This window comes from Desulfitobacterium chlororespirans DSM 11544 (assembly GCF_900143285.1).
GTDB classification, from domain to species: domain Bacteria; phylum Bacillota; class Desulfitobacteriia; order Desulfitobacteriales; family Desulfitobacteriaceae; genus Desulfitobacterium; species Desulfitobacterium chlororespirans.
In genome coordinates, this window is sequence record NZ_FRDN01000005.1 from 58,616 (window position 1) to 73,194 (window position 14,579).

Sequence of the window (14,579 nt, forward strand, 5' to 3'; positions counted from 1 at the left end):
CTGCCGCCGGTTTCCGGAACCAATCCCCAGCCGGGAGGGATTGCTGATCAGAGAGCAATAATAAAGTGAGGTTATGATCATGGTAAGAAGAGCAGAAATTCCTCAGTTTGGTCTGTTATCCGGAGTGAAAGTCGTGCACAATACCGTTTCGATTGCCGGCCCTTTTGCGGCGGAGCTCTATGCCGAATATGGGGCGGATGTCATTTGGATCGAAAATGCCAAGGTTCCCTGTATGAGCCGTGTAGCCACCGGCAACGCCTGGCAGCAGGATCGCCGCAATCAGCGGAATCTTTCTATTGATATATCCCTCCCCGAGGGAAAAGAGATATTTCTGAAGCTGATGGAAGAGACGGATGTTTTTATTTCAGCAGCCAGGGGCGGACAGTACGAAAAAATGGGCCTGGGAGACGAAGTGCTCTGGGAGCGAAATCCCCGCCTGGTGATTGTAAAGATTTCCGGTTTCGGGCAAACCGGGCGGCCGGACTATATGAACCGGCCCAGTTATGATCCCATCGCTCAGGCCTTTGGCGGCTATATGGCTATGAATGGATTTCCAGGGATGCCTTCCATGCCCACTAATCCTTTGACTGCCGATTATATGAGCGCTTTGTTCGCCTTCGGAACTTCCGTAGCGGCAGTCATGAAAAGCAGGGAAACAGGACGGGGGGAAAGCATTGATTTAGCTCAATATGAAGTCCTGATGCGCACTCAGTCCCGCTATCCCATGGATTTTCTGGAACAGGGGATTCCTTTTGTCAAAGAGGGCAGCCATAGTGCTTATTTTGCCGGCTATGGAGCCTATAGTTGTCAGGATGAAAAAGAAGTCTATATGCTTTATTTGGGTGCGGGAGTGCTGAAAAGAGGTCTGCCTTTTATGGGCGTTGAGTTTGGTACGGAAAAAATTCCGTCCAGCACCAATCTGCTCTACCTTTCTTCCCCTGAGGGACAACTTTTAGAGGAAAAGATTAAAGCTTTCTGTCAGTCCCATACAGCAGAAGAGGTCGAGAAAGCCTTTTTAGCCCATGGCGTGCCTTGTTCCAGAATTATGGATTACAATGATTGTCTTAAGGACCCCCAGTATGTGGCCCGGGAAGTGTTTACCGAATGGAAGAAAGTCAATGGGGAGTCTGTAAAAGGAGTCAATATTTTTCCTAAATTTAAAAACCACCCGGCACAGATCTGGAGGGGAGCCCCCAATATCGGCATGGATAACGAAGACATTCTGGGAGAACTGGGATTAACTGAAGAACAGATTAAGGAGTTATACAGGAAAAAGATCTTAGCCCAAAGGGATTATTTAAATAATATCTAGGAGATTATAGATGCCAGACTTTCATGTCGCTTGGCGGCATCACTGATGGATTGAAAAGTATCTGCGGAGAGATACCGGTGACGAAAGTCAGATGCAAAGGGGTGTAAGCAATGTCGGAGGATAAATTCGATGCAATAGTCGTCGGTGGCGGGATCGCCGGAACAGTAGCCGCTTATTTGCTGGCTAAGGAAGGTTTGGAAGTCATCCTTGTGGAACGGGGCAATTATGCAGGGAGCAAGAATATGACAGGAGGGCGGATCTATAGCCATAGCCTGGAGAAGATCATGCCGGATTTTGCCCGGGAAGCTCCTGTCGAACGCCGAATTACCAGAGAAAAGATCAGTTTAATGACCGATGAAAGCAATGTCACTTTGGATTTTTATTCTTCTAAGCTGGGTGTGCAGGGCAGTGACTCTTATGCTGTTTTGAGAGGGGTCTTCGATCAGTGGCTGGCTGAAAAGGCTGAAGAAGCCGGTGTGCAGATTATACCAGGGATCCGGGTCGATGATTTAATGATTCGGGAAGGAAAAGTCTGCGGTGTGGTGGCAGGAGAGGACGAGCTGGAAGCCGATATCACAATTCTCGCCGATGGTGTCAATTCGCTCCTGGCTCAGAAATTGGGATTTCGGGGAGAATTGGCAGCCCACCATGTGGCCGTGGGAGCGAAAGAAATCATCGAATTGCCACCCCAGGTTATTGAAGACCGTTTTAACTGCAATGGCGATGAAGGAACGGCTTGGCTATTTGCCGGGTATCCCTCTGACGGGCGTGTGGGGGGCGGATTCCTGTATACCAATAAATCGAGCATTTCCCTGGGAGTAGTCACGACCTTGAGTGATGTGATCAAAGGGAACAAAACCGTACCGCAGATGTTGGAAGATTTTAAACAACACCCGGCTGTCCAGCCACTTATTAAGGATGGCAAGACGATTGAGTACTCCGGTCATCTCGTGCCTGAAGCCGGATTAGCCATGGTCCCCAGGATTGTGGGCAATGGAGTCTTGGTCGTCGGCGATGCCGCCGGATTCTGCATCAATTTAGGCTATATGGTACGGGGGATGGACTTTGCAGTGGCATCGGCCGAGTGCGCGGCTAAAGCTGTACTCAAGGCCAAAGAAGCGGGGGATTTCAGCGAGGGATACCTTCAGTGCTACCAGGAGTTATTGGATCAGAGCTTCGTTATGCAGGATTTAAAACGATATAAAGATTTCCCCCGCTTCCTGGAGGAAACCCCGAGAATTTTCAATGAATATCCTAAAATGGCTGCTGATCTGCTGGCAGACATGTTTGTGGTCAAGGGAGAACCGGCCCGGCCCCTAAGAAAAACCCTCATGCAGCATGTAAGCAAGATAGGGGTGCTGAACATTGCCAAAGACGGCTGGAAGGGGGTGCGTTCACTATGAGTCAGGTCAATGTCGATCAAAAGCTTGGGGTCAATAAGTTCCATGTGGATGAAGAAAACGCCCATATTGTCATGAAAGAAGGGAATATGGATCGGGCGGAATATCAAAAATTAGTCCTGGCCTGTCCGGCAGGATTATATAAAATTAATGACAGCGGCGAGATTCAGTTTGACTATGCCGGGTGTCTGGAATGCGGCACCTGCCGGGTGCTTTGCGGCAAAACTCTTTTGGATAAATGGGAATTTCCTCTGGGGACCTTAGGTGTGGAGTTTAGATACGGGTGAATTCTATTGGATGAAGAAAGCAATAAATTAAAGAGGCTTAAACGCACAATGTGTTTTCAAGCCTCTTTTTTGCTTCAGCTTCTTACGTCTAAACACGCTGGTAGAAAGCCGGCGTAATCAGATCGGCTATTCGTAAGGCTTCCAGCACCTTAATACGCCCACTGCGCCATTGCTTACATTTAGTAAAGGCAGTGTCTATCTGCTGCTTCGATCTTGCATATAAACTTGTCTCGGCGAGCATAATGACTACTGAAACAGGGACCTGTTCCAGAACTGAACGTTGAGAATTGCATAGACCGAGGAAAGCCGGAATTTTAATTCCGAGAGCCTACATAATTAAAATGAGGTGAGTCAGATTGAAGGATAGCAGGTCAAATAAAAAGCGTGAGCAATTAGAGCCGTTTATTCACGAATCAGAAGGAAAGAAAATGACATCCAATGAAGGAATCACGATTTCTGATGATGAAAACACATTAACGGCCGGCGAGCGCGGGCCAACACTTATTGAAGATTTTCTTTCGCGGGAAAAACTAGCTCACTTTGATCGTGAACGTATTCCTGAACGTGTCGTCCATGCCAGAGGATATGGGGCACATGGAGAGTTCCAGCCCTATGAATCCTTAGCAGATTTAACGATGGCTGATTTTTTGCAGGACCCCAATAAAAAAACGCCCTTGTTCGTCCGCTTCTCCCAAGTCGTTGGCTCCAAAGGCTGTAATGAGACCAATCGGGATGTTCGGGGTTTTTCCATTAAGTTTTATACCGATGAGGGAAATTTCGATTTGATTGCCATTAACATGCCGGTGTTTTTTATTCAAGATGCGATTAAGTTCCCTGACTTAATCCATGCAGTGAAACCCGAGCCGGACACTGAATATCCACAAGGTCAAACAGACCACAACACGTTCTGGGACTTTATGGCCAACAACAAAGAAACTGCCCATATGTCTTTATGGATTGCCTCTAATCGTGCCTTTCCCAAAAGCTTCAGAACCATGGAGGGATATGGGGTCCATACCTTCCGTTTAGTGAATAAGGAGGGAAAATCCTACTTTATTAAATTCCATATCAAACCATTGCTGGGCGTCCATTCATTAATCTGGGATGAAGCGCAGCGTCTTGGTTCGGATGCTGACTTTCACCGCAGAGACTTATGGGAAAATATAGATATTGGCAACTATCCGGAGTATGAGCTGGCTATTCAGGTCATTAAAGAGGAAGATGAATTTGCCTATGATTTTGATCTGTTAGATCCGACGAAATTGTGGCCGGAAGAAGATATTCCTTTACGCAGAATCGGCAAGATAATCCTTAACCGCAATGTGGAAAATGTTTTTGCTGAAACCGAACAAAGTGCCTTTCACCCTGGGAATATTGTGAGAGGGATTGACTTTTCCAATGATCCCCTCCTGCAAGGGCGATTATTCTCCTATACCGATGCCCAGCAGGCAAGGCTTGGCCCAAATCATCAACAACTGCCGATCAATCGTCCCGTCTGTCCATTTGCCAATAATCAGCGTGACGGCGCTTCGCGGCTGGTTATTGATCGGGGAAAAGTGGCTTATCATCGCAATGGGCTGGCCAATAATACACCGTATACGGTACCAGGCACCCAAGGCGGGTTTGTTACCTATCCATCGACTGTAGAAGGGCATAAGGTAAGATCAACAGCTTCTTCCTTTAAGGATCATTACTCCCAGGCAAGAATGTTCTGGAATAGTATGACTGAGGTTGAAAAACGTCAGATTATCGGCGCTTACTGCTTTGAGCTTGGCAAATGCGGACCCTTTGTCCGGCAGGAATGGGTTGATGTGCTCGCTCATATCAGCACGGAACTGGCCAAGAGTGTCTCCAAGGAATTAGGCACAACTGTGCCGGCGGATGTCGAGGAATCTCCTGTGACGAAGTCCTCTCCGGCGCTTAGCCTGCAGAATACGATTTTTGTGCCGGATACATTGCGCGTCGCGGTGTTCCTCGCTCAAGGCTTCGATGGTCCCGGCGTAAGCAAAGTGTTGGAAACTTTGGCTGCTGCCAAATTAAGAGTGGTCATTGTCCACGATACCTTGGGGACCGTCAGTGGAACCGAGGGGATAGCCTATGAAGTCCATGACAGCTTTTTAACGGGTTCCCCACTTGTCTATGACGGGATACTTATCGTGGGAAGCGGCAATATCACCCCATATTTTACATATACAGCACAGAAATTCACAACGGATATATACAACCATTTCAAACCTATCGGCATCATTCAAAAGGGTGATGCTGTACTGGAACCGCTGGGTTTATCGGCTGATGAGGGGATCGTCACGGATTCAGATTCGGAGTTTGCCAGCAGATTTATCAAGGCAATGGCCAAGCAGAGATTCTGGAACCGTCCAAGCTTTCTTTATCCTGCTATGGTTTAATTCAGATGAGACCGTTTCTCGGTATTCCACCGGGGAACGGTCGTTTCTTTCGGACAGATGCCGATAAAGGACAATAAAAGGACCGAGGCCGCCGCCTCGGTTTCTTATCCTATAGAGTACAGGGCAATATGATAATGGTAAGGCTAAAACGCCGGAGAAGTATTACTCCAGAATGGATTCGATAAAAAGGGTCCGTTCCTCGACGAGATTGTATTCTTTTGCTTGAACACGGGAGAGGGTTTGATCGGCTACCAAAACCCTGATGATGGGACGCATCGGCAGACTCTTATTTTGATCAACGACAATACCTGTTTCTCCGGTACTCAGTTTAACGGTACAGCCTGTAGGATACGCGGCAATATGCTTAAGAAAAGTAATCACGAGATTCTTAGGGAAAAACTTTTCAGCACTGCCCATAAGAATTTCGCAGGCCTCATAAGGCGGGATGTGGGTATGTCCTGGACCGTCATTCACTAAATTATCATAGAAATTAGCAATGCCGACAATCTGAGCCCACTGGTGAATGGCGTCTCCCTCGAGCTTACGAGGATAGCCGTTGCCATTGAGACGCTCATGGTGCTGGAAAGCAATATGGGCACTCAACAAATTCAGCTCCCGTTTTGTTCGGAGGATATCGAAACCGTGATTGGTGTGAGTTTGGTAAAGAGCTGCTTCCTTGGGAGTAAAGGGTTCTCGCTTGCTTAAGAGCTTCTTGGGCAATTTCACAGTGCCAATATCATGGAACAAGGCACCGATGGCCAGCCCTTCAAGATTTTCCCGATCCAGGCCCAGGGCCTTACCCAGTACGATGGAGAGAACGCAAACATTGACGGAATGGGCAAAAATCTGATTATCGTAAGTTCTCATATCCGTTAAGCCGATGAAGATATCCTTTTGGAAAAGGATATCCTGAATAATATTGTCAATGTTCTTCTTTACATTAAAACCGTCAAAATCTTTTCCTACTTTCACAGCCTGCACAGCATTATCCAGGGAGGCCATGGCCTCCCGCCGGTGCTCCTCAGAGATAATATCCTCTACGATGATATCCTTGCTTACCTCATCGTCAATATAGAGAATGTTGATGCCAAGGGTTTTTAAACGGTCTATATAGGATTTGGTCAGAGCCATCCCTTTCCCCAGGAGTACACGGCCATCATTGGCATAGATCGTTCGCCCCAGAATATCCCCTTCCTTAAGCCTGTTTATGCTTAACTGACGCATTGAACGCTCTTCCTTTCAAACTTATCTTATAAAAAAATATATAAAAGCAGTATAAAATTAAAGTCGCCATGTGAACTGGCGACAAAGGTGTTTAAAGCTTAAGGCTTCGGTAGCTTGGCGATCATCAGGAGTATATCCAGGAAGACCCATAGCTTTGCGTCCCTGGCTTTCGCCAGGTTTGCTATTGTCGAATCACTAAATTATAGGCTATGCAATTTTAGGTATCCAAGGCATAAGGATTTATCATCCATTCTATTATAAGGGCTAAGTTTTAGCTTCACAACATCTTCTCCCCCAACAGTTGGAGAATTTTTGAGAGGGTAGAGTAGAGCGTTGCCTATGAATCACAGGATATTTGTGTTAGAATAATCAGAATAGTTTATTTTTTAGATATTGAGGTGAAAAGAATGATTCGGGAAGTCTATCCCCAGATTTACTTGAATGAAATACCCTTGCCGAAAAACCCACTGAAGGCATTAAATAGCTATATCATCCCCTCTGAAGGCCGTTCCTTGATTGTGGATACAGGGTTTAACAGGGAAGAGTGCAGGAATGCCCTGATGGAAGGAATTACAGCGTCAGACATTAACCTGAAACGGACAGATTTGGTGCTGACCCATATGCATGTGGACCATTCCGGGTTGGCTGACTATCTGTGGAAACAAGGGTGTAAGGTCTATATCGGAAAGAAAGACGGTATCCTGCTGAATAATTTCAGAACCTCTCCTGAACAGGTGCTGGGGCATCTGAGTGAGGGTCTTAATTTGAACCAGGGAATCGGCATGAAAGAGATTGAGGCCTTCGACATAGCCCCCAAGGAACCCTTTGCATACACCCCATTGCAAGAAGGAGACTGTTTAGAAGTGGGTCCCTATCAGTTTGAAGTGATCGATATTCCAGGCCATAGCCCCGGACATATCGGTTTATACGAAAGAAAGCATAAGCTGTTTTTGGGCGGGGATCATATCCTTAATGAAATTACCCCGAATATTACTTTCTGGCATTACAAAATCGATAGCCTGGGGAATTTCATGGAGAGCCTGAACAAAATTCGCCGGTTTGACATTGACTGGGTGTTTCCGTCTCATCGCAGCCTTATTCAAGACCATCGGCAACGGATTGATGAATTGATCGTTCATCACCAGGAACGACTTGAGGAAATCACCGGAATTCTGCGTGATGGCCAAAAATCAGTCATAGAGACAGCAGCAAGAATGCATTGGGATTTGAGCTATAAGAGCTGGAATGATTTTCCCCTTACTCAGAAGTGGTTTGCCTCAGGTGAGGCCATGGCTCATCTGGAGCATCTGGTGTACAAAGGAGAGGCCCAGCGAGTGAATTCCGAGGGAAAGCATTATTATGAATTGGTTAATCCATGACTTCTGGCAGTGATAAAGTCAGCCCGCCGGGTCCCCAAAGGAAGCGGCGGGCTGCTTGTTGTGCCTGGGCTATGTAATTGGGCAAAGAACGGCTACTCTTCAATCAGAACCTTAATGACATCTTTTCTGGTGATGATTCCGACCATTTTGCCGTTTTCCATGATGGGTAACCGTTTCACATTGTGATTAATCATGAGAGAGGCAGCTTCCTCAATAGCAGCGTCTTTTTCGAGAGTTATAACCTCATGAGTCATTATTTCCGAGGCTTTGAGGGCAACCAATTTCTTTAGATCAGATTCATATTGTTTGACACCTCGGTAATAGATCAGAGCACCCAGGAATCCTACCGCGTCAGGAACCCGAGGATGGGTCTCCTTATGCAGCAGATCGCCTTCGCTGACAATACCGATTAAATTGCCGAAAAGGTCGATGACCGGGACTCCGGAAATATGATGGTCACATAGCAGCTTAGCGATTTCCTTAATTTCCGTATTCGGCGAAATTGTAATAACATTGGTTTGCATAATATCCTGGACCTTCATTGCCAATACCCCCTTGTGATTACCTTGGAACATATTTTGTCTGAATTTAATCCTAGTATACCATGATTTTGACAAGAAGAAATGAGGCAATTTGGAAAAAAAGGAAATGACCTTCCTTGATGTTCAGTATTTTTCAGAGAAGTTGAAAGATTACCGCAAAAGAATAAAAGTGCAAAAAGGTAAAGTTGTCTGTTAGGTCGTATAATAGAATAGAAGATGACCTAAACGAGGATGGAAAGATTTTTGCAGGAGGGAGAATGACATGAGTAGCCATTTAGCTAGCACTACAGAAACTCAGGTCATCAAAATTATAGGAACCGATAAAGAAGTGGTCAACGAGCTGGTTGCCATCGAAAAGGCCCTCACAGTCTTTATTAATGGCAAAGAATTTGCGACCATGGTTTGTACGCCTACTCAGGAGAGAGAATTGGTCATAGGCTTTCTCTGTTCGGAAGGGATCATCGAAGATCCTGATCAGATAAAGAAGATTACCTTGGATAAAAGGGAAGGGCTCGTGTGGGTGGAAACGACAGTGGAGCAAACCCTTAGTGAAGACCTTTTTCTGAAACGTTATCTCACTTCTTGCTGCGGTAAAGGGAAAAGTGCCTTTTATTTTGCTAATGACGCCCGATTGGCTCAGAAAGTAGAGAGCCGGCACACCATTACCGCCCAGGAAGTCAGCCACTATATCAATTTGTTGGAAGACAATTCAGAACTGTTTCATCTTACCGGAGGAGTTCATGGAGGGGCTTTAGCTTCCCAAGGTTCGTTGGATTATTGTGCTGTGGATATCGGCAGACACAATGTCTTGGATAAATTGTATGGACATGCTTTTCTCAATGGAACGGATATTTCCCAAAAAGTAATTGTCTTTAGTGGCCGGATTTCTTCGGAGATCTTGATCAAGGCAGCCAAGATGGGCTGCCCTATCCTCATAGGGGTATCAGCCCCTACCGATCTGGCTCTTAAGCTTGCGGAGGAACTGGGAGTCACTGTGCTCGGATTTGTCCGGGAAAACCGCATGAATGTTTACACTCACTCTGAGCGGATTATAGGCTGTTCATAACTTTTGGTAGATGTTTAGAAGGCTCTAAAAGCGTCGTAATGCTTTTAGAGCCTTAATATTTCTATAAAATACTGAGAACTAAAAATGAAATTCTTCCGGCGGGATGGCTATGACGATAAGCTTCAGTGGCATATCGGGTTTTTTATTATCCCAGTGCATAATTGAGGCATCAAAATATAAAGAATCTCCAGCCTTTAGCTGATAGTCCTCTTTACTTATGTTGAGCGAAGTTTCGCCTTCCAGAACATAGGTTAATTCCACACCTTGGTGGGAATAAACGTTTTTATCCACATCCGTTGAATCCACAACAAAGGCACCCATAAGATTGGTTTTAGAATGATCAATCAGTAAGCGCCAATTCCTGTCTTCAGCAGGAATGTATTGCTGCTCATCTCTCTTAAGATAACTATAAATAATTTCAGTATCCGGATCCAAAAAGAAGGACTCGAGAGGGACACTGAGCGCTTGGGCGATTCTTTTGAGAGTAGCCAGGGAAGGGCTGACGATGTTCCTTTCAATCAAACTGATGTAGCCATTGCTCAAATCCAATTGATCCGCCAATTGGGTGGTTGTAAGGTTGCGCCTTTTGCGTATGGCACGAATGAATTCACCGACCTCAATCAAGAATTACCGCCTCCTTAGAAAATTTCAGGTGGAGTTGTGGCCACGAAAAGTTTAAGTTTTGACTTGGATTTGCGGCTTATCCAGTGAGGAACATTGCCATTAAAGAAAAGAGAATCTCCTTCAGTAAGATAAAATTCCTTTTGAGCTACGTTGAAGTGCATTTCCCCTTCTAAAACATAGATTAATTTAGCTCCGTGGTGAATAATAATCTCTTCTGAGAGATCCGTTACTTCAGCGATATAGGCACCGAGCTGATTTCTTTGACCGACATTATTGATCAAAAAACGAAGAGTCGTTCCCGGATTGATTTGAATGGTTCTCTGAGCTTCAGCAGGAATATGAGTTGAAGTGAATTGGGGGTTTACGAAAAAGGAAGAGATGGGGTATCCTAAAGCAGAGGCTATTTTTTCTAAGGTGATCAGGGAAGGGCTAGCCAGGTTCCTTTCAATTTGACTTAAATGACTTATCGTTAGCTCTGTCTTCTCAGCAACATCTTTTAGACTTAGTTTTTGGTTTTTGCGCATAAAACGGATTGCCGAACCTAAATCAGCCAAAAAGATTCCTCCCCCAATATATAAATTTGTTAGGGACATTATAACTGATTTCGAGAAAATATTGTAGTAGACAAGTAATATAATTGAAGGAAGATAAAGAATATTCACAAAAAGTTCAAAAATACCAAGGGTATTGGTTGAGGAGGAGTATGAAGTATACAGCTATTAGAGAAGGTCAATTTCTTTCCCGTCCCAATCGGTTCATTGCTAGGGTAGAAATCAACGGTAAAGAGGAAATCTGTCATGTTAAAAATACAGGCCGTTGCAGGGAGTTGTTAATACCAGGAGTGACGGTTTTTCTTCAAGAAGCGGATTTTGAACATCGGAAAACAAAATATGACCTGATCGGAGTTCGCAAAGGGAATAGGCTGATTAACATGGACAGTCAGGTGCCGAACAAAGTGTTTCGTGAATGGTTAGAGAAAGGGTATTTTCAGGAGCTTCAGTATATTAAGCAGGAGCAGACCTTTCAGAAGTCGCGCTTTGATTTTTACTTGGAAGCAGGACAGAGAAAAATCTTTGTTGAAGTGAAAGGGGTAACCTTAGAGGAAAAGGGAGTAGCGCTCTTTCCCGATGCCCCCACAGAACGGGGGGTTAAGCACCTGCGCGAATTGAGTCAGGCTGTGGCTGCAGGGTATGAGGCCTATGTGGTGTTCATCATTCAAATGAAAGATATTCACTATTTCACTCCCAACATCAAAACCCACCAGGCCTTTGGGGATGCATTGATTCAGGCTGAAAAGCAGGGAGTAAAAATTCTCGCTCTGGACTGCGAGGTCACAGAGGATTCTATAGTGGCTGGGAATTTTGTGAAAGTCAAATTAGTTGAAGGTTAAGCGAAAAGTCAATACTTAATGCGGGGGCTTAATAGATAGTCAAAAATAGTACAGCCAGCAGATCGGTTAAAGATTTGCTGGCTGTGTTCTTTTATTTCATATGCTTTTCAACAGCTTTAATTACGTTCTCCGCCACGTATTCACAATCGCCGGAGGTCAGGATGGAATAAAGAGGAAGGGTGATTTCATTGGCATATTGGGCATAGGTATTGGGGTAATCCTGAATATCATAGCCCAACTCTTTGTAATAAGTAAACATAGGGATGGGAATATAGTGAACATTAGTGGCTATGCCCATTTCGGCCAGATCTTGAATCACCCGGTCCCGTTGCTCCTCGGTGAACCCTTGGATTCGCATAGGATAGAGATGATAAGAGCTTTCCATGAGATCATTGGCCAATAAGGGCAAGAGTGCCCACTCTTTTGCCGAGAGTATGGAATGATAGATATGGGAGAGCTTCTTCCGCTGGCCGAGAATTTTATCATAGCGTTCCAGTTGAACCAGGCCAATGGCAGCCCCGATATCGGTCATATTGCACTTCAATCCGTCAGTTAAGATATCGTAACGCCATGCTCCCGCTTTCATCTTGGATAGGGCATCCTTGGTTTGTCCATTCAGAGAACTGTACTTGAAGACCTGGGCTAAATTTTCCCGATCACCGTTAAAGGTAATGGCTCCCCCTTCGGCGGTGGTCAAGTTTTTAACAGCATGGAAGGAGAAGACATGGAAATCAAATTGCGTTCCTACGGGAGCTCCCTTGTAGGCAGCGCCAATGGAGTGGGCGGAATCGGATATCAGCAGGATATCCTCCCGATTCTTTTCCCTTAGGATATTTTTGACCACGTCATAATCCATGGGAACACCGCCGATATCCACGGTGAGGATGACCTTGGTCTTGTCGGAGATGGCATCGTACAGCTTTTCCTCATCCATAAAGAAGCTGTCTTTTTTCAGATCGATAAAGGTAGGTTTAATGCCGCGATGGAGGGCGGCATTGGCCGTAGCGACATAAGTATAGGGAGTTGTTAAAATTTCGGCCTCGCCCGAAATATTGAGTACTTTAAGTATAAGATCCAGCCCCTGAGAATTGCTGGCAAGGGCAACAGCATGATCTGCCTGGCAATACTCCTGGAGCTTCTCTTCCAGTAAATGAACCTTCGGGCCGCTGGTGATCCAGCCGGATTTGAGGACCTCCACGACAGCGTTGATTTCCAGGTCGGTTATATCAGGTGGTGAAAAAGGAATCACTCGATTATTCATTGTGTATCAACCTCCAAGACTTACTATACCACACAATTTTCCTGCGGCAAGCACCCTTGATATTTTTTATTTAGAGAGCAACAGTGCTATTCTAAGAGAAAAAGTATTATTATATAGATAAAGTTTATACTTTTAAAGGCTAGTACTCTGTAACGCTTAAAACTCGCATTGCCCGGCGGGTCGTATGGCGATTGACGACAACGCAGTCATACGGAAATTTAACCGCCGGAAATGTGAAGAATTAGGTGTTACAGAGTACTAAGCAATGAACCCGAAAAGGTGGTAGAAGAGCGTATGATTTACTTTGATAATGCGGCAACAACTTGGCCCAAACCGGAATGCGTTTATGAGGCAGTGGATCAATGCTTGCGCAACAAAGGAGCGAATCCCAGCCGCTCCGGTCATTTTATGGCCTTGCTTGCCGGGCAGATTGTCCTCAATGCCCGAGTGCAAATCGCCGAGTTTTTTAATATCTCTGACCCCTTGCAAGTGGTGTTTACTCCCAATGCCACCGAAGCTCTTAATATAGGCCTGAAAGGGCTATTAAAACCGGGAGACCATGTGCTTACCAGCTCTCTTGAACATAATGCTGTAACCCGCCCCCTGGAAAAGCTGCGCAGCCAGGGTGTAGAGGTAACCAAGCTGCCGACCTCTGTGCAGGAGGGATTGTATCCTGAGCAGGTGGCAGCAGCTATTCAGAACAATACCAAGCTCATCGTCCTCAGCCATGCTTCCAATGTGATGGGGTTAATTCAGCCTATTGGTGAGATCGGCAGAATTGCCGGGGAAAAGGGTGTCCTTTTTATGGTGGATTCTGCCCAGACTGCAGGTTCCATGCCCATCGATGTTCAGGCTATGGGCATCGACCTTTTGGTATTTGCCGGGCATAAAGGGTTATTGGGGCCTCAAGGAACAGGCGGCTTATATCTTCGCGAAGATTTGCGTCTCGATACCCTGAAAGAAGGGGGAACAGGAGCGAATTCAGAGGAACCCTTCCAGCCGGAAGAGAGCCCGGAGCGCTATGAGAGCGGAACCCTCAATACACCGGGAATTGCCGGTCTGGGGGCAGGTATAGAATTCATCAAACAGGAAGGAATAGAGAAGATACGGGAAAAGGAACGAAACCTCACCCGCCAATTGATGCTGGGTTTAAGCGCAATACCCGGTGTCATTCTCTATGGTCCTAATCCTTCTATAGAAAGGGCGCCTGTCGTGTCTATTAACATCAAGGGAAGAGAGCCGTCGGAAGTTTCCTATCTCTTGGATAAGCTTTATGGAATCGCGTCAAGACCGGGCTTGCATTGTGCCCCCGATGCCCACAAAACCCTTGATACCTTCAAACAAGGAACAGTTCGTTTAAGCTTAGGGTACTTTAATACCAGCCAGGAGGTGGAGGAGTGTCTGGACGCGGTTGCCGGACTCAGGTCCTTGAACAAGAAATAAAAGTTTTGTCAATATATTCTAAATAGAATTTATAGATAGTGTAGAAAATAATATGAATTTTTGCTAAAATAATGTCATGCGAAGCTATCGGAGAGGCGGAAGATCATAGATTTTTGAAATCCGAATTCGCTAAGGGGGAAAGTTTTTGAATGAATCAGATGGACAAGCGGTCTGACAGTTAGTTGGCTTGAGAGGTATTAAGTCCTTCTCAAAACTTGGACAGCCATCCTGATTGACTCAAAAAAG

13 protein-coding genes and 1 riboswitch are annotated in these 14,579 nt (G+C 45.6%); of the genes, 8 read left to right on the forward strand and 5 right to left on the reverse strand.

From position 1 onward, the window contains the following. The first annotated feature begins 73 nt into the window (after positions 1–73). From caiB to BUA14_RS06140, 4 genes are all read left to right on the forward strand, one after another. On the forward strand, positions 74–1,312 hold the full coding sequence (gene caiB, locus BUA14_RS06125; RefSeq protein WP_178371641.1) for an L-carnitine CoA-transferase: 1,239 nt from the start codon (positions 74–76) through the stop codon (positions 1,310–1,312). 110 nt (positions 1,313–1,422) lie between these two features. Continuing rightward, complete coding sequence (locus BUA14_RS06130; protein WP_072771797.1) at positions 1,423–2,715, forward strand: FAD-dependent oxidoreductase; 1,293 nt, start codon at positions 1,423–1,425, stop codon at positions 2,713–2,715. After that, on the forward strand, positions 2,712–2,999 hold the full coding sequence (locus tag BUA14_RS06135) for a ferredoxin family protein (protein WP_005813477.1): 288 nt from the start codon (positions 2,712–2,714) through the stop codon (positions 2,997–2,999). Before BUA14_RS06130 ends, BUA14_RS06135 begins: the two co-directional genes overlap by 4 nt. Before the next feature lie 356 nt (positions 3,000–3,355). Further along, positions 3,356–5,404 (forward strand): catalase, encoded by a 2,049-nt coding sequence (locus BUA14_RS06140; RefSeq protein WP_072771798.1) that lies wholly within the window; start codon positions 3,356–3,358, stop codon positions 5,402–5,404. A gap of 162 nt (positions 5,405–5,566) precedes the next feature. On the opposite strand, the gene BUA14_RS06145 is transcribed toward BUA14_RS06140, so the two are convergent. Next, the gene (locus BUA14_RS06145) at positions 5,567–6,628 is read right to left on the reverse strand and encodes an HD-GYP domain-containing protein (protein WP_072771799.1); all 1,062 of its coding nucleotides are present in this window, start codon (positions 6,626–6,628) and stop codon (positions 5,567–5,569) included. Between the two features lie 105 nt (positions 6,629–6,733). Further along, positions 6,734–6,821, reverse strand: a riboswitch (cyclic di-GMP riboswitch). 214 nt (positions 6,822–7,035) lie between these two features. On the opposite strand from BUA14_RS06145, the gene BUA14_RS06150 reads away from it, so the two are divergent. After that, positions 7,036–8,007, forward strand: coding sequence for an MBL fold metallo-hydrolase (locus tag BUA14_RS06150; protein ID WP_072771800.1), 972 nt, complete (start codon positions 7,036–7,038; stop codon positions 8,005–8,007). A gap of 92 nt (positions 8,008–8,099) precedes the next feature. On the opposite strand, the gene BUA14_RS06155 is transcribed toward BUA14_RS06150, so the two are convergent. Then, positions 8,100–8,549: a CBS domain-containing protein gene (locus BUA14_RS06155; RefSeq protein WP_072771801.1), complete on the reverse strand. Its 450-nt coding sequence runs from the start codon at positions 8,547–8,549 to the stop codon at positions 8,100–8,102. A gap of 262 nt (positions 8,550–8,811) precedes the next feature. Here BUA14_RS06155 and fdhD point away from each other — a divergent pair, with 262 nt between their 5' ends. Further along, a complete protein-coding gene (gene fdhD / locus BUA14_RS06160; protein WP_072771802.1) occupies positions 8,812–9,615 on the forward strand; it encodes a formate dehydrogenase accessory sulfurtransferase FdhD in 804 nt (267 codons plus the stop codon). Between the two features lie 78 nt (positions 9,616–9,693). On the opposite strand, the gene BUA14_RS06165 is transcribed toward fdhD, so the two are convergent. Continuing rightward, positions 9,694–10,239 (reverse strand): helix-turn-helix domain-containing protein, encoded by a 546-nt coding sequence (locus tag BUA14_RS06165; RefSeq protein WP_072771803.1) that lies wholly within the window; start codon positions 10,237–10,239, stop codon positions 9,694–9,696. A 14-nt stretch (positions 10,240–10,253) separates the two neighbouring features. Further along, positions 10,254–10,793: a helix-turn-helix domain-containing protein gene (locus BUA14_RS06170; protein ID WP_072771804.1), complete on the reverse strand. Its 540-nt coding sequence runs from the start codon at positions 10,791–10,793 to the stop codon at positions 10,254–10,256. Between the two features lie 149 nt (positions 10,794–10,942). Between BUA14_RS06170 and sfsA the strand changes: the two genes are divergently transcribed. Then, complete coding sequence (sfsA, locus tag BUA14_RS06175) at positions 10,943–11,629, forward strand: DNA/RNA nuclease SfsA (RefSeq protein WP_072771805.1); 687 nt, start codon at positions 10,943–10,945, stop codon at positions 11,627–11,629. A 91-nt stretch (positions 11,630–11,720) separates the two neighbouring features. Here the strand turns inward: sfsA and BUA14_RS06180 are convergent, their stop codons facing one another. Continuing rightward, positions 11,721–12,890 (reverse strand): DegT/DnrJ/EryC1/StrS family aminotransferase, encoded by a 1,170-nt coding sequence (locus BUA14_RS06180; protein WP_072771806.1) that lies wholly within the window; start codon positions 12,888–12,890, stop codon positions 11,721–11,723. Positions 12,891–13,184: 294 nt separating this feature from the next. On the opposite strand from BUA14_RS06180, the gene BUA14_RS06185 reads away from it, so the two are divergent. Next, positions 13,185–14,333, forward strand: a complete 1,149-nt coding sequence (locus BUA14_RS06185; RefSeq protein WP_072771807.1) for an aminotransferase class V-fold PLP-dependent enzyme — start codon at positions 13,185–13,187, stop codon at positions 14,331–14,333. The last annotated feature ends 246 nt before the right edge of the window (positions 14,334–14,579 follow it).